Source organism: Hyalangium gracile, assembly GCF_020103725.1.
GTDB classification, from domain to species: domain Bacteria; phylum Myxococcota; class Myxococcia; order Myxococcales; family Myxococcaceae; genus Hyalangium; species Hyalangium gracile.
In genome coordinates this window covers 243,987-269,805 of sequence record NZ_JAHXBG010000004.1, presented here as the reverse complement: position 1 = coordinate 269,805, position 25,819 = coordinate 243,987, and the positions used below count along the sequence as shown (strand labels likewise).

Sequence of the window (25,819 nt, the reverse complement as noted above, 5' to 3'; positions counted from 1 at the left end):
TCTACTTTATAGGTAGTGTCGTCGCCACACTCCAGCGGCTCAGTACCGCTCCTGTTCAACCTTGAACCCCAGGGACAACAGCAGCTCGACCAGCCGGCAGGCCTCGCGCACATCCGGGCAGTCCGCCTCGGCGGAGCCGCGCAGCGCCTGCAGAAGCCGCTCCAGCTCCGAGTGCTCGGACGCGGACAGCCCCTGCGCTCGCTGATGGTGCCGCAACAGCCACTCGGGCGTCGTCCGGAAGAGCTCCAGCGGACGCGCCAGCGAGCGGCGCAGATGCCACCAGATGCGAAGCCCGCCCAGATCCGCATCCCCCCAGTGGCGAAAGCGCACGTCGGCTCGCCGCGCGGAGAGCAGGCCCAGCGCCCTCGAGAGCACGGGCGGCGGGAAGCCCCCCGTGTACACCACCAGCTCCCGGCGCGCTCCCAGCGCCCAAGGCCCCCCCGCCTCCTCGATGTACGAGAGGAACGGGTACTCGTTCTCGACCGTGGTGATGACGTCCACCGCCGCCGCGGAGACCCCCTCCACCCACGCCTCGGCCCAACCCTCCGGCAGATGCGCGGAGGGAGCGAAGTCCTCCAGGCGGTACTGCCTGCCTCCCACGCGCAGCTCCGCGCAGCCGGCGCACCGCACGAGCCCCGGACGGCGGCGCAGTCCATATGCCTCCAGGACTTCCTGCGGCTCCTCCGGTGCGGCCTCGGCGAGGCGGGGATCCATCCGCACCAGCACCCCCGCCACCTGCCCCCGGATCGCCGCCAGCCGCTTGGAGTCGGTGAAGAGGCGCTCACTCACCACGCGCTCCCAGCCCTGCGCGCCCCCCGCCAGCGCCGCCGCCGCGGTCAGCGCATCGCGCCAGTCCCGCCAGTCCCGCTTGAGGCGCTCGCGCGAGGCCCCCAGCCTGCCGCCCTCGCCGCGGGCAAGCTCGACGGAGGCCGCCGCCAAGAAGGCACGAGCCCAGGGCACCTCCGCCCGCGCGCTCAGGTCGCGCACGTGCTCGGCGAGCATCGCCAGGATGGATGCCAGAGGCTCGTACCCGAACTCACGCGCCAGCGCGTAGGCGGTGTCCACGTGCTCGGGCCCCAGCCGAACCTCCTTGGGCTCCCGCGACTCGTAGAGCCCCCCCTTGCTTCGCACCACCGTCACCGCCCCGGCCCGCTCGAGCGCGTCCGCCGCGGCGCGCAGCTCCGCCAGCCACTCGCGCCCCTCGGGAGCGAAGGCCTCGGGGAACGTGCCCGCGTTCAGGCGAAGGCACACGTGTCGTGGCCAGGGGCCCTTGCGGCCGTACATCGCGCCGCGCTCGTAGGCCTCCAGCAGGCGCGTCAGGAGCTCACACCGCGCCGACGGCTCGCTCGGCTTCATCGCGGGCCAGCTCCTTCGTGAAGTCCGCCACAGTGGGCTCGCCGGACTCGAGGTCCTTGTAGATGAGCAGCGAGCGCTCCACCCAGGGAGCCACCATCGCCACCCGCTCCTTGGGCGTCGCCATCACCAGCTGCAGCCCCAGGTTGCGAGCGAAGCGGAGCATGGCCGCGATGCGCTGCTCGTCCATCTTCGAGAACGCCTCGTCCAGCAGCACCAGCCCGCACCCGGGCCCTGCCTCCGACACGCCAGCGCGATACATCCGGTACATCGAGGCCAGGATGGCGATGTAGTAGGGCGTCTGGGTCTCCCCACCGGACTTGTCTCCCGACACCTTGTCATAGGAGGACCAGGTGCCGTCCGGCTGAGTGATGCGGATGTCGTAGTTGAAGTACTCGCGGTAGTCGGCCCGCGCCTCCAGCTCCGTCTTGACCTCCCGGGCCTCGCCCTCGAGGAGCCTGTCCACGAGCTCCTCCAGGGTGCGGCGAGCCTCCTCGCTGGCCAGCGTCTGCGCACCGAACAGCGAGTCCCGTCCGAGCTGCCCCGCCGCCATGATGAGCTCGTAGAAGGGGCGGTGGGTGGGCGCGATCTCGCGGGTGAAGCTGTAGCGGTCCCCGTTGAAGGGCACGTCCTTGAGCGCGCGGTTGAGCTCATCGAGCTGCCGCTGCACCAGCAGCAGGTTCTCGCGCAGCCTGAAGATGATGTCCTCGGCGAGCTGCTGGGTGGCCTGACGCTTCGCCTCGGCGATGCGCTCGCGATAGTCCGGCAGCCGGCTGTCCCGCCAGCGCTCCCGCTCCGCCGCGTGCTCGGCGAAGCCCTCTCCCAGCGTCTCCGCCGCGAAGCCATAGTCATTGGCGAACCGCGTCTTGAGCTCGACCATCCTGTGCACCAGGTTGGTGACCTCGCCCATGAGGATGCCGCGCTGGTGCTCGAACACGCTGACGATGCGCGGGGCCTCCTTCTCGGCTCGCTCGTGCTGGTAGCGGGCTTCAGCCTCCGCGCGACGCTCCGGGCTCTGGGCGACCGCCGTGGCCTCCAGCGCCTCCCGAGCCCGCTGCCCGTCCTCCCCGGCGCGCCGCAGCTCCGTCGCGGCCCCCACGGCCTCGGACTCCAGGCTCCCCTTCTTCTCGGCCGCCAGCGTCCGCTCCTGCTCCCGCTCCCTGCGCCGGGCCTCCAGCTCCCGGCGATCCTGCTCGAGCTGCTGGAGCTCCCCGCGATCGAGCTGGGACAGCCGCCGCTCCAGCTGCGCCACCTGGGCCCTCAGCGTGGGTGCCTGCTCCGCGTCCTCCATCAACCGCGCGAGCTGCGCCGCGTGAACCCGGGCCTCGGTGCAGCGCTTCAGGGACAGCTTCAGCCAGTGGAGCTCCTCCGCGAGCGTGACGAATTCCTGGTGCAGCGCTCCCAGGCGGGCGTCGATGGCGTCCTTGCGGCGCAGCCGTGCCGCCTGACCGATGTAGTGCTTGGAGTACACCGCCGGCGAGGTCTGCCGCGCGGTGAAGTTCTGGTACACCATCACCGAGTCCGTGATGGAGCGCGCATGGCGGCGCAGCTCCTGCTCGTCCTCGCAGCAGATGACCTCGCCCAGCACGAAGTCCACGTAGAGGCGAGCGAGCGGATCCTCCGCGTGCACCTGCTCGGCGAGGGAGCGCGGGCGGGCGGACGGAGCGCGCTCGCGGATGCGCTCGAGATCCACCAGCCCGACGCCGGAGATGAAGATGGGCGCCTTGCGGCCAGGCAGCGCATACCCCCGCTTGTTCTTCTCGTAGAGGGCGAGCGCGCGAGAGAAGTCCTCGGGGGGCACCAGCACATCGAAGCGGCGCGTGTTCAAGTACCCCTCGACGGCGTCGCGCCAGCGCGGGTTGGGCACCTCGATCAGCTCGCAGAGCGGGGCCGGCTCGCGCTTGCCCTTCAGGCGGGCGCGCAGCAGGTGAAGGAGCGCCTCCACCCCCTCGTCGTACCGCAGGCGCCCCTGCTCGAGCTCCTCCCGCTCGGCCTCGAGCCCCGCCCCCTCCTCGCGCGCCCGCCGCAGGAGCTCTTCCACGGTGACCTGCGCGAGCCCGAGCACGGAGGCGGCCTTGTCCAGCCGCCCACTCCACGTCGACAGGTCGCGGCCCGCCAGCGCCCCCTCTCGCGCCAGCGTCTCCCGCAGGCGCTGGATGATGGCGGGCTCCTCGGAGGCGCCCACCAGCTCATCGTCCCGGAACAGCTCCGGGCGCTTCCTGCGGAGATCCCTCGCCGCCTCCGAGAGGAGCAGGGCGAGGACCTCCGTCTGCTGCCCGAGCAGCCGCCGGGCCTCCGTGGCGCTCTGCTCGGCCCGCTTCACCTCTTCCCGCGTCCGCTCCAGATCGGACTCCAGCGCCTGGAGCTGGTGGAACGTGGGGTGGCCCTGGAGCAGCCCGATGATGCGCTCATGCTCGCGTCCCAGGAACACCAGGTCGGCGGTGAGCGCCTCCATCCGCGCCGCGTTGCCGCGCTGCTCGCTCTCGAGGTGGGCGATGCTCTCCGCGGCCCGCCGCTCCCGCTCCTCGGCCAGCTCCAGCCGGGCGCGCAGGGTGAGGAACTCGTGGGCCTCGGCGGTGCGCCGCTTCTGGAGGATGCGCTCGCCCTGGACGCAGATGGTCTCGAGCGCCGCGATGCGCCGCTCCGCCTCCTGGGCCTCGGCCTCCAGCCGCTTGTAGTGCTCGATGTTGGCCTGGAGGGCGACCGTGTCCACGGTCCGCTCATCCAGCAGGTAGTGGAACACGAACTCACGCACCTGCCGGATGGGCTTGAAGTCCAGGGCTTTCACCAGGAGCAGATGGAAGGAGGGCGGCAGGAACCCCAGGCGGTGCCGCACCTCGTCCCGGTACGTGCCCACATCCGCATAGTGCTGCGCCCCCGGCAGGGCGCGCAGCTGGACACGGAAGTCTCGCGCGGTGCGGACCACCTCATCCGGCGCGAGGGCCGGCACCTCCCCGAGGGCGAGGTGAGGGATGACGAAGCCCCACTTCTGGACGGCGGTGTCCTCCTCGCCCGCCTCGAGCACCATGCCGCAGACGAAGGGCGGGCGGCTGCCGCTGTCGTCTCGGAAGCGCAGCATCACATAGCTGGTACAGGCGCCACGGCCATACCGGACCTGGCCCGGCCGGCTCTCATCCTCCGAGCCGAGCTTGTGTCGCACATAGCCATGGAGGCTGCGCCGGCTGTTCTCGTTGGCCGCCTTGTTGAACCGGACCTCCCCCATGTCCGCCACCAGGGCCAGCTGGATGGCATCCAGCACCGTGGACTTGCCGCTGCCATTGTCTCCAAACAGCAGGCAGCTGCCGTCCAGCGCAAGGAGCTCGTGCTGGAAGTGGTACCAGTGGATGAGCCGCACCGCCTCGAGCCGCATCATGGGACGTCCCCCTCCTCCGCCGAGAGCTCCCCCTCCGCCTCTGGCCCCCGGCCCTCCGTGGCCTCGGCCCCGGGAGTGGCCTCTCGTGGCTTCTCGTTGACATAGGCACGCACACGCTCGAAGAGCTCGGCGATGCGATCGGGCGGCAGGACCTTCTCGATCAGCGGCTGGACATGGAAGCGCTCCGTGTCCTCACCCGTCACGCCACGCCCCAGGGAGACGAGGGAGTGCCGCTCCAGCCGCCGCAGCGCATTCACGAGGGCGCGGCGAGGCAGCTGGTGCACGGGCCGCCCACTCTGGATGAGCCGCTCGCGCAGCTCCCCCAGCACCACCTCGCAGCGGACCTCCTCGGTCGCCTGCTGCATCCGCTCGTGGTACATGAGCCGCAGGATGCACAGCACCAGGCTCTCCAGCTTGTTGAACCGCACCCGCTGCTCGCCCGCCTCGTGGACGGCCCGGCACAGCCGCAGCCCCAGATCGATGTCGAGCCGCCATCCTCCGATGCGCAGATAGGCCTCCAGCAGCTCGCGGTACCGCTCGGCGAAGCGCCAGTCTCCGTCCGGCCGGAGCGCCTCGCCCGGAGTGAGCACCTCCCCGGAGAGCAGCCGGGTGATGACCTGCCGGAAGCGCTCCTGCTGGGCGGGCTCGAGCCTGGGATATTCGACAAAGAAGTCCATGCACGTCACCCCTTCTTCCCGGAGCGCTCGAACCTCCCACCTGGCACCCCATAAGCCCCGCCGCGCACGTGGGCCGCGGGCGCCTCGGCCGGCCGGAAGCGATAGCGGCCCCTGCCGTCGAGCCCGTAGCCGACCAGGTGGATGGCCCGCACGAAGTCCTCATCGTCTCGCAGCGGCAGCTCCTCCATCGTCCCGGCCTGCCGCGCACCGAGCAGCTCGCTCACGAACTCTTCTATCCGCGCTCGGGCGTACGGGCTGCGCAACCGCTCGGCGAGCTGCCGCCGCTGCGCCTCGGACAACGCCCGTCGTCGCATGGGGAGCTTTTGCGGCGCGGCCTTCGCGCGGCGCGTGGGCGGCGTGTAGAGAAAGCCATCTCGCAGCAGCTCGCACCGGTACACATCGAACTCGAGCTCCGGCGCCTCGTCCCGCGCGAGCTTCTCGACGAGATACTGGAGCTGCCCCTCCGTCCGCCGGTCCTGCCTCAGCAGGTACATGAGCTTGCGCAGGGCGACGCCGCTGAAGCGCGCGTTGCGTGCGTCGATGTCGTCGGTGATCTCCGGGAGCGTCTCGAACCGCATGCGCATCAGCCGCAGATCCTCCTCCACCTGCCGCGTCGCGGCGGCCAGGTCGAGGGCGAGCTGCTCTGCGTACCAGCGCGCCGCGGCGGCGATGGAGCCGGCGTCGTGCTCGATGGCGTCGAGCCTCAGCAGGATGTCGCTGCGCCAGCGATAGAGGTTCTCCACCGTCTTGAGCCGGTGGTAGTTGGCCATGACGGCTTGCCGGTAGCGGTCGAGGCCCTCTTCGAGCACGCCAGACGCGGTGGTCACCTCCTCGAGGAGCCGCTGGGTGAAGGCGTGGATGTTGCGGTTCAGGATCTTGAGCTCCCGGACGAGCTCGAGCGTGTGGCGATGCGCCTCACGCAGGGAGACGCCCGGCCGGCTGGCGAAGGTGTCGGGCTTGAGCAGGATGGCGATGGAGTGCGCGTAGCCCTGGAAGATGGGTTGCTCGTCCCGGGCCACACGCACCAGCGTGTCGAGCACCCGGGCGGCCCAGGGGTGGAAGCTCAGCACCTGGCCCAGCGTGCTGCGGTACTCGAAGTGGAACCACCCCGTGGCCTCCAGGCGGGAGACGAGCCGACGGGCCATGGTCCTCGTGATGGCACCTTCCTCGAGCCCGTGCTCCGCCTCGGGCGGCGCGCCGGCTTCCTCGAGCGAGAGCAACTCCTCGTGGCGCCCCTGCCAGGCCGGGGAAGCCTGGAGGAGTTGTTCCGCGAGCTCGATGGCCGCCGGCTTCACGAGCGCGACCGGCTCACGCTCGAACTCATACTGGTAGTACCGAGCGAGAATGGCCCAGTAGAGCGGCGCCAGCGCTCCCGAGAGGGGAGCGAAGAGCGCCGCTGGCACACGGCCGAACAGGTCGGGAATGGCGGTGGTGGACACGGGGCCACCTTACCGACTCTGGCGCTGCCTGGGGACGAAAGATGACGTCTACGGTAGCCCGCCTGGAGCACGACTCACCAGGTTGTAGCCTCTGCTTCGAGGTGCCCCGCGCGGCCCTCGCCCCATGGGAGCCGCCGAGCCGGGGGCATGCGAATCCCGCACCACCGGACTGCGGATTGCGCAGCACGTGCCTGGGAGGCTTCTGCCCTCGCCGGGCAAAACCCTGGAAAAGACTTGGCTTCGGGACTACCGGAGCGCTGGAACGACGGTTGCTCCAGAGGTGGGGTGCCCGACTCGGATGATCGGACGCCGTCCCCCTCCGGAGCCCCGCCATGAAGCAGCCCGCCTGTCGCAATGGCTCCGCCTCCTCCAGAGACGCCCAGGGGGGATGCTAGGATGTCCCACATGCGTGTCGGCGATCCCGTGCGCCTGATGAGATGGTCGCGCTGGGGGATCCTCATCGCCGCGCTCTTCCTGGGCAGCGGCATGGTGCTCTCCGCGGCGGTGAACCACTCCCGCGTGCACCACATCGCCTGGAACCTCATCCGCGGACAGGGGCAGGTGCTGCTCGACGGGGTCCGCCAGGGACTGCGGGACGTGGGCAGTCCGCCCACTGCTGAGAGCACGGCCCGGCTGCTCGCCAACCTTCAGGACCAGGAGCTGCGCTACCTGGCCCTGCTTGCGCCCTCCAGGCCTGTCGAGGCCGGGACGGCTCTCGGCGGTCCCCCTCGCGCGGACTTCGTGCCCGCGGGCTCGGAGCCGGAGATCCTCCTGTCAGAGGCAGGCACGCGCATCCGCCTCGTGTTCCGCGCGCCCCCGCCTCCCCCCGGGGAGCCTCCGCCTCCTCCGCCCGTCGCCAGGCCCCCTCCCCCCGACGAGCCTCGGCCGCCCCCCGCCGCGCAGCCTCGTCCGCGCAGGCGGGAGCTTCCGCCCACGGTGCTCGAGTTCGAGCCCCTCCTGGCCCGCGAGCTCGTCTCCAGCTCCCGCCGCTCGCTGCTCATCAGCGGGGTGGTGGCGCTGGCGATGCTGCTGGGCGCGGGGCTCGCCTTCCGGTGGCTGAAGCGACGCGAGGCCATGGAGCACCAGCTGGCCCGCGAGCGGCACCTCGCGATGCTGGGAGAGATGTCCGCGGTGCTCGCGCACGAGCTGCGCAACCCGCTGGCCTCGCTCAAGGGCCACGCGCAGCTGCTCGCGGAGGCGCTGCCCGAGGGACGCTCGCGCACCAAGGCCGAGCGGGTGGTGAAGGAGGCCGTGCGGCTGGAGGATCTCACCAGCAGCCTGCTGGCCTTCGTGCGCACGGGCACCATCCACCGCCAGCAGACGGATCCAGTGGCCATCGTCCGGGCCGCGGCCGAGGAGGTGGACCCGCGGCGCATCGAGCTGGACTCCCAGTCCGCGCCTGCCTCCTGGTCCCTGGACGCGCCGCGCATGCAGCAGGTGCTCAGCAACCTGCTGCGCAACGCGGTGCAGGCCTCTCCCGCGGGCGCGCCGGTGTTCGCGCGCATCTCCACGGAAGAGCAGGCGCTGCTCTATGAGGTGCGGGATGTCGGCACGGGCATCCCCCCGGGTCAGGAGGCCGCCATCTTCGAGCCGTTCCACACCCACCGGCCGCTGGGCAACGGGCTCGGCCTGGCGGTGGCCCGGCGGGTGGTGGAGCTCCATGGTGGCAGCATCCACGCCAGCAACCACCCCCAGGGTGGAGCCTTGTTCCGTGTCCGTATTCCCCAGACGGCCTGAGCGGGTGCCGCCGGGCGGGAGGTGGTTCTCATGGGTCGCATCCTGGTCGTCGACGATGAAGAGGGCGTGCGCAGCTTCCTGGCCGAGAGCCTCGAGCTCGATGGCCATCACGTGGAGGAGGCCGCCAGCGGCGAGGAGGCGCTGGCCCTGCTGCGGGCCAAGAGCTTCGACCTGGTGCTCACGGACCTGCGCATGCCGGGGATGGACGGGATGCAGCTGCTGGAGAAGGTCCAGGCCGAGCAGCCCGAGGTGGAGTTCATCGTCCTGACGGCGCACGGCAACGTGGAGAGCGCGGTGCAGGCCATGAAGCTGGGGGCGTTCGACTTCATCCAGAAGCCCGTGAGCGGCCCGGCGGAGCTGAGGCTCCTGGCGGCGCGGGCGCTGGAGCGGCGCAAGCTGAGGGACCACGCGGAGGCCACGCGGGCCACCGCGGGCGAGCCGGTGCTGAGCCACGGAGACCCGGCGATGCAGCCGGTGGTGGAGGCGCTGAAGAAGGTGGCGCGTACCCACGCCACGGTGCTGCTGCTGGGCGAGAGCGGCACGGGCAAGGAGGTGGCGGCGCGCGCCATCCACCGCATGAGCGATCGCGCCAGGGGCCCCTTCGTGGCCATCAACTGCGCCACGCTCTCGGAGAACCTGCTGGAGAGCGAGCTGTTCGGCCACGAGAAGGGCGCCTTCACCGGCGCCACGGAGCGCAAGCGCGGGCGCATCGAGCTGGCCGACGGCGGCACGTTCTTCCTGGACGAGGTGGGCGAGCTCAAGCCGGCGCTCCAGGCCCGGCTGCTGCGCGTGCTGCAGGAGCGCGCCTTCGAGCGGGTGGGCGGCACGCGGACGCTCGAGGTGGACGTGCGGTGGATCGCCGCGACGCACCAGGATCTGCGCGGGAAGATCGCCGAGGGCACGTTCCGCGAGGACCTCTATCACCGGCTGTCGGTGTTCCCGGTGCGGCTGCCACCGCTGAGGGACAGGCCGGCGGACATCCTCCCGCTGGCGGAGGTGCTTCTGGCGCGCGCCTGCCACGAGCTCAAGCGGCCGGTGCTGAAGCTGTCGGAGCCCGCCCGGAAGGCGCTGCTCGGGGGGCACTGGACGGGCAACATCCGCGAGCTGGCCAACGCACTCGAGCGCGCGGCCATCCTCGCGGACGGCGACACCCTGGAGCCCCGGCACCTGCTGATCGAGCCGGCGCGGACGCCCCCGCCTGCCGCCGAGGCCGTCCCCGGAGTCGAGGGCCTGTCGCTCGAGGAGCTGGAGCGGCGCGCCATCGTCCAGGCGCTGGAGAGCGTGGGCGGCAACCGCCGCGAGGCCGCCGAGCGCCTGGGCATCGGCCTGCGGACCCTCTACGAGAAGCTCAAGCGCTACAAGCTCGGCTGAGCGCGCTCACGGCTCCAGCAGCGCGGCGAGCACCTTGCGCACCTCGGCGGGTCCGTTCACCCGGTACGTGGCGCGCGAGGGCTTGCCCCCCGCGTGCACGGAGAGGGCGCCCTCGGGCAGCGCGGCGAACAGGTCCTCGTCGGTGCGGTCATCTCCGAATGCCGCCACCACCGTCCCGGGCGCCATGCCCTCCAGCGCCTGGGCCACCACGCGCCCCTTGTTGACGCCCCGGGGACGCACCTCCACCACCTTGTCCCCGGGCAGCACCTCCAGCGGGCCGCCGGCCAGCACCTCGCCCAGCTTCAGGCGCAGCTCGCGCGCCTGCCACGCGCCGAAGCCCGTATCCACCTGCCGGTAGTGCCACGCGAGCGACGCCGTCTTCTCCTCCACGAACGAGCCCGGGACACGCGAGGAGAAGAGGTCCAGCATCGGACGCGCCTGCTCCTTCCACTCGGGGGAGACGCCTTCCAGCATCCGCCAGGGCGCGCCGGGCCCGGAGCGGGACCAGAGGCCGTGCTCGGCGTGGAGCCCGACCCGCAAGTCTCCCATCCACGCCTCCAGCTTGTCCCGGAACCGACCGCTGACGATGTGCACCGCCGTGTCCGGCAGGGCGACCACCCGAGCCAGCAGCTCCTTCAGCTCCGCATCCGGCGCGGCCAGCTCCGGCCGGGGCGCGTACCCGACGAGCGTCCCGTCATAGTCCAGCAGGAGGACGCGCCGCGGGGCCTGCCTCAGGCGCGCGCTCACCTCCGCGACTCCGGGGGTGGACCGGACGGTGGGCGTGGGCACCGACTGGAGCGTGTCCAGGAAGTGGCCCACCCACCAGTGCACGTCGCGGGACTTCACCTGGGCGCGCAGGCACTGCATCCGCTTGCGGCGCTCCTCCTCCGACATCTCCAACGCCTGGAGGATGGCGTCCGCCATGGACTCCACGTCGAAGGGGTTGACCATGACGGCGTCGCGCAGCTCGGTGGCGGCGCCGGCGAACTCGCTCAGGATGAGCACCCCATTCTCATCCGGCCGGGACGCGCAGAACTCCTTGGCCACCAGGTTCATCCCATCCCGGACGGGCGTGACGAGCATCACGTCCGCCGCGCTGTAGAGCCCCACCAGCTGCCGCTCGTTGAAGGAGCGGTAGAGGTAGTGGATGGGGACGTTGTGGACGGTGCCGTACAGGCCGTTGATGCGGCCCACCAGCTCGTCCACCTTGTCGCGGTAGGCGGCGTAGTCCTCCACCTGGGTGCGGCTGGGCACGGCCACCTGGATGAACCTCAGGCGCCCGCGCAGGTACGGCTCGCGCTCCAGCAGCCGCTGCACGGCCAGCAGGCGCCGGGGGATGCCCTTGGTGTAGTCCAGCCGATCGATGCCCAACAGCAGCCGCTGCCCGGCGCTGCGCTCCTTCAGGACGCGCACCTCCTCGAGCACCGCCGGGTGCGTGGCCAGCCCCTCGAAGGCCGCCGCGTCGATGCCCATGGGGAAGGCGCCCAGCCGCACGGCGCGCCCCTCGTAGGTGACGTGGTCGAGGTCCGTCTCCAGCCCGAGCAGCCGCAAGAGCGTGCTGGAGAAGTGATGCACGTAGCTGGGCGTATGGAAGCCCACCACGTCCGCGCCGAGCAGGCCGCGCAGCAGCTCCTCGCGGTGCGGCAGCATGCGGTAGATCTCACTCGACGGGAACGGAATGTGGTGGAAGTAGCCGATGCGCGCCTCGGGCAGCCGCTGGCGCAGCAGGCCGGGCACCAGCATGAGCTGGTAGTCATGCACCCAGATGGTGTCGCCTGGCTGATAGTGCCGGGCCACCAGCTCCGCGAAGCGCTCGTTGACCTTGGCGTAGGCCTCCCAGTCCCTGTCCTGGCGCGGCACGCGGTCCGGCATGTAGTGGCACAGCGGCCAGAGCACGCGGTTGGAGTACCCCTCGTAGTAGCGGCTGACCTCGCTGGCACTGAGGTACAGCGGCACGCACCGGAGCTCGGCGAGCTGGGACTCCACCTTGGCGCGTTGCGCACCGGACAGCCGCGAGACGTCCCCGGGCCAGCCGATCCACAGGCCCCCGGAGCGCTCATGGGGACGGCTCAGGCCCGTGGCCAGGCCGCCGGCGCTGCGCACCACGGACACACTGTCCTTCTCGGCCTTGACGGTGACGGGGAGGCGATTGGAGACCAGTAGGAGTCGCGACATAGGCGACCTCCGACTTACTCGGCGGGACGCGCCATGGCTACCGGCGACGGTGTCACGGTGCCACGTGGCGAACCTTCTCGCGCCCCGGGAGCCCACCCCAGGCGGGCCAGGAGCGCTGGATCCCGGCTCGGCTTCCAGACGAAGGCATCCAGCAGGTAGTGCGTCGCCTGGGGCAGCGCGAGCAGCGGCACCACGAGCGCCAGCAGGTCCGGGGGCAGGGACAGGCCGCTGTCGCCGAAGAGGGCGGGCCGGTCGTGCCAGATGAGCCGATCCCAGAGCAGTTCCTCCCCCCAGGCCAGCGCCACGAGGAAGAGGAGGAACGCGGGCAGCCCCGCGCGCACCAGCAGGGAGAAGGGCCCATACCCGCCCTCGGCCTGCCGCCCGCGCGCGTAGCGGAACAGGAGCGCGAAGTACGGCACGCCGTGGAGGAGGATGTTCATCACCGTGAAGGTGAAGTCATCCTGGGCCAGGACGATGCCGCCGAACCACGTCACCCATGTGGCCAGCACGAGCAGCACCTTGCCGACCTGGAGCCCCTCGCCGCGCACCACCCGAGCCGCCTGGAAGCCGGCCCAGGCCACCAGCACCAGCCCGTGGACGGCCAGCGCCACCGTCCCCACCCACGCGGGCAGCCCGGAGATGAAGTCGTTCTCCACGAACCACCAGAAGGCGCGCGGGAGGTGGGCGTGCCACCAGACGACGGGCCCCAGCGTGGCCGCGTAGATGGCGGCGGCATCCAGGCGGCGCTCGAAGTCCGAGACGCGGGCCTTCCGATCATAGAGGGCCACCCACCCGTACTGCTGGCGCACGAAGTGGAGCAGGGCCACGTACGCGAAGAGCCGCCAGAACAGGCCGGCGGACACCAGGTGGGCCAGCACGCCGAGCACATAGGCCCCGAGCGGGGCGATGATGTAGAGCGCGGGCCGTCGGCTCAGCTCCTCGCCATCGAGATAGGTGCGGAACACCGTGGACCAGACGTGGGCCACGTCCACGCAGACGACGAGCAGCACCCAGGCCCACAGGGGCGTATCGCCCACCGCGCCGAGCCACGGGGCCGCGAGCACCAGCGCCACGGACACGAGTGCAACCCCGGCGAAGACGGTGAGATCCACTCCGCGGCCGAACAGCCAACTCTGGGACGGAGCGAGAAGGCGAGCCATCCGCTCCGAGGCTATCAGGCCTCGCGTCCCAGCCCCACGAGGGCAGCCCACCTGCGTGCAGCGCCACCCGTCTTACTGGAATTATCCACTGAGCAAGTCTGGCTAATTTTCCTCAAATTACTGGTTTGACATGAATTCGAGGAATTTTTAGAAATGTGCCCGGTTGCACGGGGGGACGGCCCCTGCACCACAACCTGAGGAATCTATGTACCGGCAGAAGACTCTCGATCACGTCCGCCGCATCATCCTGGACAGCCGCCCGGGCCTCCACCCGAGCCGCGTCACCGAGGCGGCTTCGCTGACGGGCGATCTCGACCTGACCCCCAGCCACCTGGACTCGCTGATGTCTCGGCTCCAGACCGAGGTAACAGGCGAGGGTCGCGCGTTCACCCCGTGGTTCATCCGAGCCCTGCGCCCCGGGCAGGACACCGTGGGCAGCCTGGTGGACTTCCTGCTCGAGACGACGAAGGCCACCACCGCCTCTACCCGGCCCGGCCTGAAGGCCGCCTGAGCCGCGAGGCCCTCTCGGGAGGAGCACCGTTCGAGCCCTGAAGCGGGGCACTTGGTGGTAGCACTGCCGCGTTCTCCTGCGCGGTCCGTGTGTCCTCCATGGCTCCTCCCGCCCTCTCGGCGCCTCCTCACCGCTTCCGTCGTCGGCTGCTGGCCGTGATGCTGGTGGCGGGGCTCGTCCCGCTCGTGCTGATGGGGCTGCTCGCGCGGAGCGCACTGGAGCGGCTCCTGTCGGTGTCCGTGGCCCCCGTGGAGCGCGTCCTCGATGAGGTGTCGGGCGAGCTGGAGCGCCGGGGCATCTCACAGGCTCCGCTGGACGAGGCACGCCTCAACCTGGCGCAGGCGGAGCTGGCGCGAGGGGCGCTCGTGCGGCGGGTGCCCATGTTCATCGCCGCGCTCGTGCTGGTCTCGGCGGTGGTGCTCGCCCTGGCCGCGGCGCTGCTCGGGCGGGCACTCTCGCGTCCCGTCACCACGCTCACCCAGGGCATGGCGACCTATGCGCGGGGAGACCTGTCCATCCGCCTGCCGGCGCCCGAGCACCCGCGTGACGAGTTCCAGTTCCTCTTCGCCGGCTTCAACCGCATGGGCCAGGAGCTGCTCGCCCAGCGCGAGCGCCTCAAGGCCGCCGAGCAGATCGCCGCCTGGCAGGACATCGCCCGGGCGCTGGCCCACGAGCTGAAGAACCCGCTCACGGCCATGAAGCTCTCGCTGGCCCGACTGTCCCGCTCGGATGGGTCTTCACCTCCCGACGCGGCGCGCATCTCGGAGGCCGTCGCGCTGCTCCAGGAGGAGGTGGAGCTGCTCATGCGGATGACGCAGAGCTTCTCCGCCTTCGCCCGCCTGCCCGCGCCCCGCTTCCAGCCCGTGGCCCTGAGGCCGCTGCTCGCCGAGGTGTGCACGCTGTACCAGGGCACCTCGCCCGTGCCCGTGGAGCTGGCGCCGGGTGGGGAGTTCACCCTCCAAGCGGATCCAGACGGGCTGCGGCGACTGTTCGGCAACCTGGTGAAGAACGCGACGGAGGCCTCGGCTCCGGGAGCCTCTCCGGTCCGCATCGCGGTGGAGCCCCAGCCGTCCAGGCTCCGCGTCACCATCCGGGATGGGGGCACGGGCATCCCCGCCGTGCTGGAAGGCGCCGCCCTCACCCGGGGCCTCTTCAGCACCAAGCCGGAGGGCAGCGGGCTGGGCCTGCCCATCGCGCAGAAGATCGCCCACGAGCATGGCGGCACCCTGCGCCTCGAGCCCGCCCCCGGAGGCGGAACGCTGGCGCTCGTGGACCTGCCGCTGGCACCGCCCACGCCATGAGGCCAGGGCACGGGCTTCACGAGCCACCGGGTGGCCCCCTCCGCCTCCCCCTGTCGGCCGAAAGCTGGCCCAACTGGTATGACAGGCATACCAGTTCGGCGGATGCTCGCCTCCCCCTGCCGGCCGAAAGCTGGCCCAACTGGTATGACAGGCATACCAGTTCGGCGGATGCTCGCCGCCACCGGGCCCTCGGAGGCCTCTGTCGCGTCCGAAGGGTGTCGAGGCCGGCCACCGACGGGCACCACATGGCACGGCTTTCGCCTCCGATGGGGGTACGCTGGCCTGCGTGGACCTCTCCCTGACAGGGCCGTGACATGAAGCCCGGACCTCGCATCCTCCTCGTCGATGATGACCCCGGCGTCCTCAAGGGCCTGCGCGGACTGCTGTCGGACGAAGGATTCCAGCCCCTGGAGGCCCGCTCCGCCGCCGAGGCCTCGCGCCTGCTCGACGCTCCCGAGGGCCCGCCGGACCTGGTGCTCCTGGACCTGCGCATGCCCGGGGAGACGGGACTGGAGCTGCTCGCGCGGCTGCCTCGTCCCCTGCCCGCTCCCGTGGTGGTGCTCTCCGGCGAGGCCTCTCCCGCCGAGGCCGTCCAGGCCCTGAAGCTGGGCGCCACCGACTTCGTGGAGAAGCCGCCCTCCCCCGAGCGCCTGCTCACCGCCCTGCGCAACGCGCTGGCGCTGGACTCGTTGAGAGAGGAGCGCCAGCGGCTGCTGGAGGAGCTGGCCCGCCCCGGCCACCTCGTCGGCGAGAGCCCCGCCATGGAGAACCTGCGTAGGCTCATCGCCCGCGTGGGCCCGAGCGACGCGGCCGTCCTCATCACCGGCGAGACGGGCACCGGCAAGGAGCGCGTGGCCCGAGCCCTCCACCTGGCCTCGGGGCGCAAGGGGCGCTTCGTGGCCATCAACTGCGCGGCCATCCCCGCCACGCTGCTGGAGAGCGAGCTCTTCGGCCACGAGAAGGGCGCCTTCTCTGGAGCCACCGCGCGTCGCCCCGGCCGCTTCGAGCAGGCCCACGGGGGCACCCTCTTCCTCGACGAGCTGGGCGACATGCCGCTGGAGCTGCAGGCCAAGCTGCTTCGCGCCCTGGAGACCAAGGAGGTGGAGCGCCTGGGCGGAACCGCCCCCATCGCCGTGGACGTCCGCATCCTCGCGGCCACGCACCAGGACCTCTCCCGCGCGGTGAAGGAGGGACGCTTCCGGCAGGACCTCTTCTTCCGGCTCAACGTCATGCCGCTCGCGGTGCCGCCCCTGCGCGAGCGCCCCGAGGATCTCCTCCCGCTCGCCCGAGCCTTCGCCGCCGAGATCGCCGGGCCGCACGTGGCGCTGGAGGTCGCCCCCGGCGCCGAGATGGCTCTGCGCGCGTACCGCTGGCCGGGCAACGTCCGCGAGCTGCGCAACTACATCGAGCGCCTGAACCTGCTGCGCGGCACGGGTCCGCTCACCCTCACCTCCGAGTCGCTCGAGGGCTCCGCGCCGCAGCCTCCGCGCACCGGCCCCCTCACCTTCGGAGAGAAGGGCTACCGCGAGCACGTGGAGGACTTCGAGAGGGACCTCATCCGCGCCGCGCTGGCGGAGGGAGGCAGCATCGCCGCGGCGGCCCGCCTGCTGCGCATGGACCGGGGCAACCTCCACCGCCGCATCAAGGCCCTGGGCCTACCGGTGTCATGAGGGCGATGTCACCCTCACATCACGCCGTGACATCGCGATGTGGAAATGACATCTGTCCAGCCACTCGCTCCTCGTCCTTCCGGGCACTTACGGCACGGCCTCGGCTGGAACGGCGCGTGCTCTCCAGGTGGGCATGAACCGCATCGCACTCCTTCTCTCCTGTCTCCTCTCGCTCGTGGCGGGCGCCCAGACCGAGCGCCCCGATGCGGGCCCGGCCTCGGTCCCCACGCCTACCAGCTCCCCAACGACCAGCGGTGAGCCCGCTGCCGGCACTCAGGCTCCCGCGACCACCGGGCCTTCGACGGTTGCCGAGGTGTGCCGTGACGACGACGACACGCCGGAGGGGCAGCTCGGCACGCTCCAGCTCCGCATCGACGGGCAGATCCAGACGCTCTCGGGGCTCGACTGGAAGGGGCTCCAGCGCCTCACGGTCGATCAGGTGCGCACGCTGACCGGACTCCCGGAGACAGGCCCGCTCACCGTGGAGCAAGCCACCCGAGGTCTTCGCCGCCTCGCGCGCACGGAGCTCTTCGCGCGCATCACGCCCACGCTGCGCCTCGCGGAGGGCTCGGCGCCATCGCTGGAGGTAGCCCTCGAGGAGCATCCCTTCATCACCTCCATCTCCTTCCAAGGCCCGCGGGACGTCACGCCCCGCGAGCTGCGCGAGGAGATGTTCCGCACGTGGACGTGGCCGCCACCCGGAAGGCTTCCGGATGAGGATGACGAAGAGGTGGTGCTGCGCATCACCGACCGGAGCCTGACGGTGAACGTCACGCCCGTCACTCCCCTGTGTCCTCCTCCCCGTCCGCCGCGGGAGTGGCTCGCCCGGCTCGACGAGCGAGGCGAGCTGCTGCCCGGCATCATCCCGGGAGGGCTGAAGGCAGCCCTGGAGCGGGCGCTCGATGAGCTGCGCGACGACGGCTACCTGCTGGCCAGCATCGCCGCGACACTCCACCCGGACGGCCGCCTGGAGGTGGAGGTGGACGAGGGCCGCATCGAGGGCGTGGACGTGGAGGGCGTGGACGCGGACATGGTGCCGCGCGTCCGGGAGGCGCTGGGGCTCCAGCCCGGGGACACCTTCCTGCGCAGCGATGCCTCCCAGGCGGTGAGGCGCCTGGAGAAGACGCTGCCCTTCCTCCGGGTGAGCACCGTGGAGCGGCCCTCGGAGGAGGTCCAGCTCGTCGAGGAGAAGGCCGAGGACGGCACGCGCCGCTACCGCACCCTCCGCCAGGAGCGCCAGGAGCCGCGGAGCAAGCGCCGACGCGAGCATGCCGAGTTCAACTGGGAGGAGCTCGCCGAGGCGTGGTGGAACGACTGGGGAGAGCACGGCACGAGCTCGGGCCTCGTCACGCGAGGCCGTCGCGTGGTGGTGGGCGTCCGGGCCCGCCGGCCGGACTTCGAGCTGGACCTGCTCCCGGTGCACACGCAGGTGACGGGGCTGGCGCCGGGGCTCGAGGGAGCGCTCCAGCTATGGGATCCGCGAGACCGCGCGCACCTGACGCTGGAGACGGCCCTCTTCCTTCCCTGGCGCCTGGGCGGCCAGCGCATCCCGGAGGATCCCGAGCAGACGCGCCGCCAGCGCCGGCTCAACTGGCTGATGGGAGCCAAGGGCCGGGTGCCCTCGCTCGGCCTGGCGGAGCTGGGCGGCCAGTTCCACGACTTCACCGACACGCTGGATCGCTGGCGGATGGGCGCGATCGACTCGTTCCTCTACTCGGCGCTGCTCAACCGTCCGGACGCGGACTACTTCCGCCGCAAGGGCGCCGCGGCCTTCGCGACGTGGCGGCTCGGGAGCCACTGGCTGCTGGGAGGCGAGTACCGCCGGGACACCTACGCCACCCTGGTGAGCCTCTCGCCGCCCCTGTCCCTCTTCCGCAGGGACTCTCCGGCCTTCCCCAACGCCCCGGCGACCGAGGGCCGCTTCGCCTCCGTCATCGCCCGGCTCGAGTACGCCAGCGACGGGACGCAGCGCGAGGAGCTCGGCTCGCTCTTCCGGAGCCCGGAGCTCTCCCTGCTCTCCCATGAGGACGACTGGCCCAGACGGCCCACGCTGCGGAGCTTCGCCACGGTGGAGGTGGGCAATCCTTCCCTGGGAGGCGACGAGGGCACGCGCTTCTGGAAGCTGGTGAGCGACACCGTCCTCTACGTGCCCACCGGACATGACGAGTCCCTGCGCCTGCGCCTGCGCGCCGCGGGAGGCGAGGACCTGCCCCTGCAGAAGCTGGAGGGCCTGGGCGGGTGGAGCGCGCTGCGTGGCTACGGCTTCAAGGAGTTGCGCGGAGACGCCTCGGTGCTCGCCAGCGCCGAGTACCGGTGGGAGGCGCTGGGCGCCTTCGTGGACGTGGGCTCGGTGCGGCAGGAGGAGGGCTGGACGGACGCGAAGCTGGGACTGGGCGCGAGCCTGCACCTCGGAGACGAGGTGGAGCTGACCGCGGCCTGGCGCTTGGACGACCGCGCGGACTGGGTCCCCGAGGCCCGGCTGCTCTTCACACGGCCCTTCTGATGCGCATGGGACGGCTCGGGACACAGGCACGAGGACTCCGCGCGGCGCTGCTCGCCACGCTGGGGCTGCTCGCGCCCGAGGCCTGGGCGGAGGAGCCCCGCGCGCAGTGCACCGCCACGCTCAGCGGCAGGCGCGTGGTGGTGCGTCCCGAGGCACAGTCCTTCCTGCCCACGGAGCTGGATCGACTGCTGCGGCTGGGGCTCGCGGGGCGGCTCGAGGTGGAGCTGACGCTGCTGCGCCGCCGCAAGCTGTGGTTCGACGAGCAGGTGGACACCGCGCGGCTCACCCAGGTGCTCTCGTTCACGCAGGGCGTGTACCTGCTGGACGGCCGGCCCCTGCCCGCGAGCACCACCACGCTGGAGCTGGAGCGCACCGCCTGGACGCTGGAGGAGCCCCCCGAGCCCGGCGAAGCCTTCGTGGTGCAGGTGAGCGTACGGCTCCAGGTGGTGACGGCGTCCAGCCTGGGCAAGGTGGCCTCCTGGCTCACCAAGAGCCCCTCCGCGGAGGACGAGCGCTCCACCGTCACTCGCAACCTGCTGCGCACCGTGGCCGAGGACCTCACCCGCCAGGCCTCCGGCCGGTGTGATGTCAGCCCAATCCAGTAAAACCCGTCTTCCGCGACAGCACGAAACCCACGTGGCTGTCGCCCGATAATGGGTTGAAGGCGCTAACGCACCGCGTTAAGCGATTGGAACCACTGGGCAGATTCGAGGAACCCTCCCATGAGTCATGTCACCACGAGCACTTCTCCGGGGTTTGCGCCGCCGCTGCCCCGGCGTGAGTCCCAGTTCCTGCTGGCACTGAGCCGCCTGGGGGCCTGGGTGAAGGAGCAGAGCCTCTTCGCCCCCCACCCGGCCACCCGCGAGCTGGAGCCCGCGGAGAGGCCCGGCCACCGTGCACGGCCGATGATGGCGGCGGCCTGGTACGGCTCGCTCGGGCCCGGGCCGATGTGCCTGCCGGGCCAGCCGGCGATGAGCTTCGACCCGGGCTACCGGGACTGAGCGCCGAGCGGCGAGTGCCTCAGAAGATGTAGTCCGTCGAGAGGAACGAGGACTCGCGCTGGGTGAGGATGTTGTGGACGATGGCCTTGTTCTCGGCCGTCGTCTTCGTCGCGACGAGCGTGCGGATGGAGAACACGCGCAGCGCGTCCGAGACCGAGAGCGTGCCCTCCGCCGAGTCCTTGCGTCCGTTGAAGGGGAAGGTGTCGGGCCCGCGCTGGCACTGGGTGTTGAGGTTGATGCGACCGACCTGGTTGGCGCTGGCATCGATGAGGCGCGCGATGCGCTTGGAGTCCTTGCCGAAGATGCTCAGCTGCTGGCCGAACTGCGAGTTCACCACGTAGCGGATGGCCTCCTCATCGTCATCGAAGGGGAGGATGGGGATGACCGGGCCGAACTGCTCCTCGTGGTACAGGCGCATGCGCTCGTTCACCGGCGAGACGATGGCCGGGGAGAAGAAGGAGCCGTGGATCTCCCCGCCGTGGGGATTGAGCACCTGGGCTCCGTGCTGGAGGGCATCGTCGACGAGCCCCTTGAGGAACGCGGGCTTGCCCGGCTCCGGCAGCGGCGTGAGGGCCACACCGGGTTCCCAGGGCATGCCGGGCTTGAGCTTGCCGACGGCGGCGGTGAACTTCTCGAGGAAGGGCTGGAGGATCTTCCGGTGCACCAGGAGGATCTTCAGCGCGGTGCACCGCTGGCCGTTGAAGGACAGCGTGCCGGTGACGCACTCGCTCACGGCGTTGTCGAGGTCCGCGTCCTCCAGGAGGACGGCCGGGTTCTTCGCGTCCAGGCCGAGCACGGCCTTGAGGCGGTGCGGCTTGGGGTGCATCTTCTTGAGCTCGCTGGCGCCCTGGTTGGTGCCGATGAAGGCGAACACGTCCACCTTGCCGCTCTCCATGAGGGCTCCCACCGTCTCGCGGCCCCGGCCGTAGATGATGTTGATGACGCCGGGAGGGAAGCTGTCGCGGAAGGCCTCCAGCAGGGGGCGGATGAGGAGCACGCCGAACTTGGCCGGCTTGAAGACGACGGTGTTGCCCATGAGGAGGGCGGGGAAGAGCGTGGAGAACGTCTCGTTGAGGGGGTAATTGTAGGGGCCCATGCACAGGGCCACGCCGAGCGGCACACGGCGCACCTGCCCCATGATGCCCTGCTCCTGGACGAAGCGGATGGAGTTGCGATCCAGCTCCTTGAGGGCGTTGAGCGTCTCGACGATGTAGTCGCGCGTGCGGTCGAACTCCTTCTCCGCATCCTTCTGCGTCTTGCCGATCTCCCACATGAGGAGGTTCACGACGAGCTGCCGCTGCTCCTGCATGCGCGCGATGAAGCGCTCCACGTGCTCGATGCGCTCGGCCACGCGCATGGTGGGCCAGGCGCCGCGACCAAGGTCATACGCGCGCACGGCGGCGTCGAGCGCGGCCAGGGACTCCTTGGAGGTGAGCAGCGGAGTGGAGCCGATGATCTTCTGCTCGAGCCCCTTGTCCGTCTTCACGCAGATGGGGCTGCGCACCGGGGCCAGGTCGCCCTGCCAGGTCAGGAGCTTTCCGTCGATCAGGTACTCGCGCTGCTCTGTGAAGTCGGGGATGCGAGCGGAGGCCGGGGGCTCGACCGCGGCGGAGAAGATCTGTTCGAGGTGATTCGACATGGCAGGCTCCCAGGACAAGGCGCGGAGGGCGTCGGGCGCCATTGTGCCACCAGGAGCAGGCTCGTGGCCGAGGATCTCAGCCCTGGGCGGGGAACAGCTTCGCCTTGCGGATGCGGACCTGGAGCACCTGCCCGGCGCGGGCCTCGATGGAGGGACCCACGGCACGCAGGAGCGTGTCGCCCACGGGGAAGCGGTACTCCGCCGCGTGGCCGAGGAACAGGCGCGCGGAGAGCGGGAGCGGCGTGCCCTCGGTACCGAGCTCGACGTCTTCCGGGCGGAACATCAGCGTGCCGGGCCCGGTGCTGCCGCGCAGCTCCTCCGGCAGTGGGAACACGACCTCCCGGCCTGAGCAGTGGAACGCGCCCTGGCGAGCCTCTCCTGCGAAGACGTTGGCTCCGCCCACGAAGGCGGCGACGAAGGGCGTCCGGGGCTCTCGATACAACCGCTCGGGAGTGTCCACCTGCTCGATGACGCCGCGGTTCATCACCGCGATCCGGTCCGAGAGCGCGAGCGCCTCCGCCTGATCGTGCGTGACGAAGACCATCGTGGTGCCCAGACGGGAGCGCAGGGCGGCGATCTCGGCGCGCAGCTCCTCACGGAGCGCGGCGTCGAGGTTCGACAGCGGCTCATCGAGCAGGAGCACCCGAGGGCTGGACACGAGCGCCCGGGCGAGCGCGACGCGCTGGAGCTGCCCGCCGGACAGCTCGTGGGGCATCCGGGTGGCGAGCGCCTCGAGCCGCACCCAGCGGAGGGCCTCCCGGACGCGCTCGGCGATCTGCGTCTTCGGCAGGCGGCGCAACGAGAGGGGATACGCGACGTTCGCCTCCACGGAGCGGTGCGGCCAGACGGCATAGCTCTGGAACACCATGCCGAGTCCGCGCCGCTCGGGAGGAACACGGACGCCGGGGCCCGCCACCACCTCACCGCCAATGCGGATGACGCCCGAGTCCGGATGCTCCAGGCCGGCCAGCATCCGCAGCGTCGTCGTCTTGCCACACCCGGAAGGCCCGAGGAGCGAGACGAGTTCCCCCTCACTCACCTCGAGGGAGAGGCCGCGAACCACGGGCGTGGCGCCGAACGCCTTGAACAGGCCTTCGAGGACGATGGCGGCCATCACCGCACCTCCAAGGCTCGGCGCCGAGCGAGCGCCAGGAGAGCCTGTCCGACCAGCACCAGCGCCACGAACGCGCAGGCGAGCACGGCGGCGGCGGCGGGGTCCGCGTAGCTCTGGAGCTCGAACAGGAGCGTGCCGAGCACCTGGGAGCCTGCCGGGACGAGGAGGACGGACATGGTGATCTCCGTGGCGCAAGCCAGGAAGGCCAGGAGGAACGCGGCGAAGAGAGCGGGCCGGAGCAGCGGCAGGGGCGCGTCGAGGAAGGCCCGCAGGGGACCGGCACCACTGACCCGCGCGGCCTCCGCGAGCGAGGGATCAATCTGCGCCAGCGCCTCAGAGCTGTTGCGAGTCCCCAGCGCCAGATACTTCGCCGCATAGGAGATGAGGAGCAGCCAGGGCGTGTGGGCGAGCACCAGCACGAAGGCGACCCGATCGAGGAGGATGAACCGCAAGTCCCTCGAGAACACGATGAGGAGCGCCATGGCGAGCACCGTCCCGGGGACGGCGTAGGGCCACACAGCGAGCGCCTCGATGCCAGCCCCGAGGCGCCTGAAGTGGCGCTGGAGCACGGCACTGGCGAGCCCGAAGCCACAGACGAGCAGGCCCGCGCCAGCGGCGAGCAGGAGGCTGCGTCCAGTGGCGTGCAGGGTTCGCGGCTCGAGGAGCACACCGGACCAGTTCTTGAGCGTGAAGCTCTCCCACGCCAGCGCGGCGCCAAAGCTGCGCTGAACGGAGGTGAGGGCCACGGCGCCGAGCGGGAGCAGGACGAGGAGCGTGCACACCAAGCCCACCGCGACGGTGATGGGGAGCCGGGCCCGCCCCAGGGGAAAGAGCCGGGGAGAGACGCCCTTGCCCGCGCTCAGCCGAACACGGCCGGAGCGCCCCAGTGCCCAGGTGGCCCACAGCGCGACGGGAGTGAGCACCAGGAGCGCGGTGGACAGCACCACGGCACGAGAGAGGCTCCCCTCCCCGCCCATGAGGACGAGCTCGAAGATGCGCGTGGTGAGGACGCGCGTGGGGGGCGTCGCGGACACGCCGAGGATGTACGGGACGCCGAACGCGGACGCCGCCATGAGGAACACCATCACCGCGCCCGAGAGCAGCGATGGCATCGTGAGAGGAACCGTCGCCGCGAGCAGCGCACGAACGGGAGAAGCGCCACACACCCGCGCGGCCTCCTCCAGAGCGGGATCGACTCGCCGGAGCGCGGCGGCTCCCGCGAGCAGCACGAGCGGAAGCCCCGACAGGCCCATGACGAACGCGATTCCCACCGGCCCATAGATGTCGAGTGTTCCCTCCCCCAGCAGCCGGTTCAGATAGCCGGCACGCGGGCTGGCCAGGGAGATCCACCCCATGCCCCAGATGAACGGCGGGATGGCGGAGGGCAGCGTGAAGAGCACGGCAAAGCCGCCTCGGAGCGGAAGGTCGGTCCGAAACAGGAGCAGCGACAGGGGAGTTCCCAGCGCGAACGCGAACAACGCTGCCCCGAGCGAAGTGCTGAGCGTGTTCACGAATGCCCCTACCTCGCCGGAGAGGGAGGAGAGCGGGACGGAATCGAAAGAGCCCACGCTTCGCAGGATCAGCAGGACCACCGGACCGATGGCGAAGAACACGAGCGGCACCAGCCAGACGCCGAGCCCGAGCCACCGTGAGGCGTGCGCACGCACACTCATCGCGAGAACGCCTTGCTGAACGTTTCCTTGAGAGCCCCTCCGCGCGTGAGGCCCAGCTCGACGAGGGCGGGGCTCCACGGCTGGGAGCGGGACATCAGCGTCTCCAGCCCGAACTCACCACGAGGCCCTCCGAGCCGGGGATCCACGGCATGCATGTCTCCCTTCTCCGCGATGATGCGCTGGCCCTCGGGCGACAGGAGCAGGTCCACGAGCGCCTTGGCAGCCACTGCATTGCGCGTCGAGCGGAAGATGGCGATGGGACCGGGGATGACGACAGCACCGTCCTCAGGCCAGACGATCTCGATGGGGCTGCCTCGTGCCTTGGCGGTGAGAGCGTTCTCGAGCAGCAGGACACCGACGTCCACCTCTCCACTCTCCACCTTCTGCAGAACGGCGGCGTTGCCACCCGCGACGATGGCGCCCTTGGCGCGCAGCTGGGAGAAGAACCCGTCGCCATACTTCGATTGCATGAACACGGCCCACGTGAACGCTGTGCCCGAGGTGAGCGGATCTCCAATGGCAGCGCGCCCCTTCCACCCTTCCCCCACGAGCCCGGCGAAGGAGGCGGGCGAAGCCGCGGCGCCCGTCCGATGGACGAGGACCATGGTGGATAGCCGCATCGCGGCGTAGTGCGCATCGAGTTCCAGCAGCGAGCGAGGAACCCGGAGCACGTTTGAAGAAGCGTAGCGGAGGAAGGCCCCCTCGCGAGCGAGCCGCTCGTAGAGGAAGGGGTCTGAGGTGGCGATCACATCCGCGCGGACAGCGCCCGCGGCCCGCTCGGCCTCGAGGCGGCTGGCGACCTTCTCACTGCCCGCCTGGTACCAGTGGACCCGCACGTTGGGGAGCTTCTCCTTGAGCAGCGGCTCGAACGCATCGAGCACGTGCTGGTACATGGAGGTGTAGACCCACACATCGCCCTCGGGCGTCCCTTCGCGAGCCGTCGAGGCGGACGCATCCGAAGGCGCAGCCGACTCGATGCGGCACGAGGCCAGGAGGACGAGCACGGACACGAGGCCGGCGCGCGAAAGGAGCGAGAGGCGTGACATGCGCGGCCGATTATGCGGCACGGGCACGGAATGTCACCGGCAACCCATGTCCCGGCCAGACGTCGACCAGGAAACG

General features: G+C 70.9%; 18 protein-coding genes. 8 read left to right on the top strand and 10 right to left on the bottom strand.

The window, feature by feature from the left end; genetic code table 11:
* Positions 1 to 39: 39 nt before the first annotated feature.
* The 4 genes from KY572_RS10015 to KY572_RS10000 are packed head-to-tail and all read right to left on the bottom strand — an operon-like array spanning position 40 to position 6,842.
* Positions 40 to 1,356 (bottom strand): Wadjet anti-phage system protein JetD domain-containing protein, encoded by a 1,317-nt coding sequence (locus KY572_RS10015; RefSeq protein WP_224242321.1) that lies wholly within the window; start codon positions 1,354 to 1,356, stop codon positions 40 to 42.
* The gene (locus KY572_RS10010; protein ID WP_224242320.1) at positions 1,325 to 4,726 is read right to left on the bottom strand and encodes an ATP-binding protein; all 3,402 of its coding nucleotides are present in this window, start codon (positions 4,724 to 4,726) and stop codon (positions 1,325 to 1,327) included. Before KY572_RS10010 ends, KY572_RS10015 begins: the two co-directional genes overlap by 32 nt.
* Positions 4,723 to 5,403, bottom strand: coding sequence for a DUF4194 domain-containing protein (locus KY572_RS10005; protein WP_224242319.1), 681 nt, complete (start codon positions 5,401 to 5,403; stop codon positions 4,723 to 4,725). Before KY572_RS10005 ends, KY572_RS10010 begins: the two co-directional genes overlap by 4 nt.
* A gap of 5 nt (positions 5,404 to 5,408) precedes the next feature.
* Entirely contained in the window at positions 5,409 to 6,842 is a 1,434-nt protein-coding gene (locus KY572_RS10000; protein WP_224242318.1) for a Wadjet anti-phage system protein JetA family protein, read from the bottom strand.
* Between the two features lie 405 nt (positions 6,843 to 7,247).
* Between KY572_RS10000 and KY572_RS09995 the strand changes: the two genes are divergently transcribed.
* Positions 7,248 to 8,579 (top strand): sensor histidine kinase, encoded by a 1,332-nt coding sequence (locus KY572_RS09995; RefSeq protein ID WP_224242317.1) that lies wholly within the window; start codon positions 7,248 to 7,250, stop codon positions 8,577 to 8,579.
* Positions 8,580 to 8,609: 30 nt separating this feature from the next.
* On the top strand, positions 8,610 to 9,950 hold the full coding sequence (locus KY572_RS09990) for a sigma-54-dependent transcriptional regulator (protein ID WP_224242316.1): 1,341 nt from the start codon (positions 8,610 to 8,612) through the stop codon (positions 9,948 to 9,950).
* A gap of 6 nt (positions 9,951 to 9,956) precedes the next feature.
* Here KY572_RS09990 and KY572_RS09985 read toward each other — a convergent pair whose 3' ends face one another.
* Positions 9,957 to 12,125, bottom strand: coding sequence for a bifunctional alpha,alpha-trehalose-phosphate synthase (UDP-forming)/trehalose-phosphatase (locus KY572_RS09985; protein WP_224242315.1), 2,169 nt, complete (start codon positions 12,123 to 12,125; stop codon positions 9,957 to 9,959).
* Positions 12,126 to 12,139: 14 nt separating this feature from the next.
* On the bottom strand, positions 12,140 to 13,285 hold the full coding sequence (locus KY572_RS09980; RefSeq protein ID WP_224242314.1) for a hypothetical protein: 1,146 nt from the start codon (positions 13,283 to 13,285) through the stop codon (positions 12,140 to 12,142).
* A gap of 205 nt (positions 13,286 to 13,490) precedes the next feature.
* On the opposite strand from KY572_RS09980, the gene KY572_RS09975 reads away from it, so the two are divergent.
* From KY572_RS09975 to KY572_RS09950, 6 genes are all read left to right on the top strand, one after another.
* Entirely contained in the window at positions 13,491 to 13,796 is a 306-nt protein-coding gene (locus KY572_RS09975) for a hypothetical protein (protein WP_224242313.1), read from the top strand.
* A 98-nt stretch (positions 13,797 to 13,894) separates the two neighbouring features.
* Complete coding sequence (locus KY572_RS09970; RefSeq protein ID WP_224242312.1) at positions 13,895 to 15,097, top strand: sensor histidine kinase; 1,203 nt, start codon at positions 13,895 to 13,897, stop codon at positions 15,095 to 15,097.
* A gap of 314 nt (positions 15,098 to 15,411) precedes the next feature.
* On the top strand, positions 15,412 to 16,767 hold the full coding sequence (locus KY572_RS09965) for a sigma-54-dependent transcriptional regulator (RefSeq protein WP_224242311.1): 1,356 nt from the start codon (positions 15,412 to 15,414) through the stop codon (positions 16,765 to 16,767).
* A 133-nt stretch (positions 16,768 to 16,900) separates the two neighbouring features.
* Entirely contained in the window at positions 16,901 to 19,270 is a 2,370-nt protein-coding gene (locus tag KY572_RS09960) for a BamA/TamA family outer membrane protein (RefSeq protein ID WP_224242310.1), read from the top strand.
* Positions 19,270 to 19,875 carry a DUF4390 domain-containing protein gene (locus KY572_RS09955; RefSeq protein ID WP_224242309.1) on the top strand — a complete coding sequence of 202 codons (606 nt, stop codon included), beginning with the start codon at positions 19,270 to 19,272 and terminating at the stop codon, positions 19,873 to 19,875. The genes KY572_RS09960 and KY572_RS09955 overlap by 1 nt, the downstream gene beginning before the upstream one ends.
* 117 nt (positions 19,876 to 19,992) lie before the next feature.
* Positions 19,993 to 20,271: a hypothetical protein gene (locus KY572_RS09950; RefSeq protein WP_224242308.1), complete on the top strand. Its 279-nt coding sequence runs from the start codon at positions 19,993 to 19,995 to the stop codon at positions 20,269 to 20,271.
* Between the two features lie 19 nt (positions 20,272 to 20,290).
* Here KY572_RS09950 and KY572_RS09945 read toward each other — a convergent pair whose 3' ends face one another.
* The 4 genes from KY572_RS09945 to KY572_RS09930 form a co-directional block, all read right to left on the bottom strand.
* Positions 20,291 to 21,910: an NADP-dependent glyceraldehyde-3-phosphate dehydrogenase gene (locus tag KY572_RS09945; RefSeq protein ID WP_224242307.1), complete on the bottom strand. Its 1,620-nt coding sequence runs from the start codon at positions 21,908 to 21,910 to the stop codon at positions 20,291 to 20,293.
* Between the two features lie 76 nt (positions 21,911 to 21,986).
* Entirely contained in the window at positions 21,987 to 23,024 is a 1,038-nt protein-coding gene (locus KY572_RS09940) for an ABC transporter ATP-binding protein (RefSeq protein WP_224242306.1), read from the bottom strand.
* Positions 23,024 to 24,697 (bottom strand): ABC transporter permease, encoded by a 1,674-nt coding sequence (locus KY572_RS09935; protein WP_224242305.1) that lies wholly within the window; start codon positions 24,695 to 24,697, stop codon positions 23,024 to 23,026. Before KY572_RS09935 ends, KY572_RS09940 begins: the two co-directional genes overlap by 1 nt.
* A complete protein-coding gene (locus KY572_RS09930; protein ID WP_224242304.1) occupies positions 24,694 to 25,743 on the bottom strand; it encodes an ABC transporter substrate-binding protein in 1,050 nt (349 codons plus the stop codon). The genes KY572_RS09935 and KY572_RS09930 overlap by 4 nt, the downstream gene beginning before the upstream one ends.
* Between the last annotated feature and the right edge of the window lie 76 nt (positions 25,744 to 25,819).

What these genes read in the sequence shown, in the direction of transcription:
- KY572_RS09995 (WP_224242317.1), top strand. Translation starts at nt 7,248, where the DNA reads ATGCGTGTCGGCGATCCCGTGCGCCTGATGAGATGGTCGCGCTGGGGG.
- KY572_RS09950 (WP_224242308.1), top strand. Translation starts at nt 19,993, where the DNA reads ATGAGTCATGTCACCACGAGCACTTCTCCGGGGTTTGCGCCGCCGCTG.
- KY572_RS09990 (WP_224242316.1), top strand. Translation starts at nt 8,610, where the DNA reads ATGGGTCGCATCCTGGTCGTCGACGATGAAGAGGGCGTGCGCAGCTTC.
- KY572_RS09930 (WP_224242304.1), bottom strand. Translation starts at nt 25,743, where the DNA reads ATGTCACGCCTCTCGCTCCTTTCGCGCGCCGGCCTCGTGTCCGTGCTC.
- KY572_RS09945 (WP_224242307.1), bottom strand. Translation starts at nt 21,910, where the DNA reads ATGTCGAATCACCTCGAACAGATCTTCTCCGCCGCGGTCGAGCCCCCG.
- KY572_RS09970 (WP_224242312.1), top strand. Translation starts at nt 13,895, where the DNA reads ATGGCTCCTCCCGCCCTCTCGGCGCCTCCTCACCGCTTCCGTCGTCGG.
- KY572_RS09935 (WP_224242305.1), bottom strand. Translation starts at nt 24,697, where the DNA reads ATGAGTGTGCGTGCGCACGCCTCACGGTGGCTCGGGCTCGGCGTCTGG.
- KY572_RS09985 (WP_224242315.1), bottom strand. Translation starts at nt 12,125, where the DNA reads ATGTCGCGACTCCTACTGGTCTCCAATCGCCTCCCCGTCACCGTCAAG.
- KY572_RS10015 (WP_224242321.1), bottom strand. Translation starts at nt 1,356, where the DNA reads ATGAAGCCGAGCGAGCCGTCGGCGCGGTGTGAGCTCCTGACGCGCCTG.
- KY572_RS09975 (WP_224242313.1), top strand. Translation starts at nt 13,491, where the DNA reads ATGTACCGGCAGAAGACTCTCGATCACGTCCGCCGCATCATCCTGGAC.
- KY572_RS10010 (WP_224242320.1), bottom strand. Translation starts at nt 4,726, where the DNA reads ATGATGCGGCTCGAGGCGGTGCGGCTCATCCACTGGTACCACTTCCAG.
- KY572_RS09965 (WP_224242311.1), top strand. Translation starts at nt 15,412, where the DNA reads ATGAAGCCCGGACCTCGCATCCTCCTCGTCGATGATGACCCCGGCGTC.
- KY572_RS09960 (WP_224242310.1), top strand. Translation starts at nt 16,901, where the DNA reads ATGAACCGCATCGCACTCCTTCTCTCCTGTCTCCTCTCGCTCGTGGCG.
- KY572_RS09940 (WP_224242306.1), bottom strand. Translation starts at nt 23,024, where the DNA reads ATGGCCGCCATCGTCCTCGAAGGCCTGTTCAAGGCGTTCGGCGCCACG.
- KY572_RS09980 (WP_224242314.1), bottom strand. Translation starts at nt 13,285, where the DNA reads ATGGCTCGCCTTCTCGCTCCGTCCCAGAGTTGGCTGTTCGGCCGCGGA.
- KY572_RS10005 (WP_224242319.1), bottom strand. Translation starts at nt 5,403, where the DNA reads ATGGACTTCTTTGTCGAATATCCCAGGCTCGAGCCCGCCCAGCAGGAG.
- KY572_RS09955 (WP_224242309.1), top strand. Translation starts at nt 19,270, where the DNA reads ATGCGCATGGGACGGCTCGGGACACAGGCACGAGGACTCCGCGCGGCG.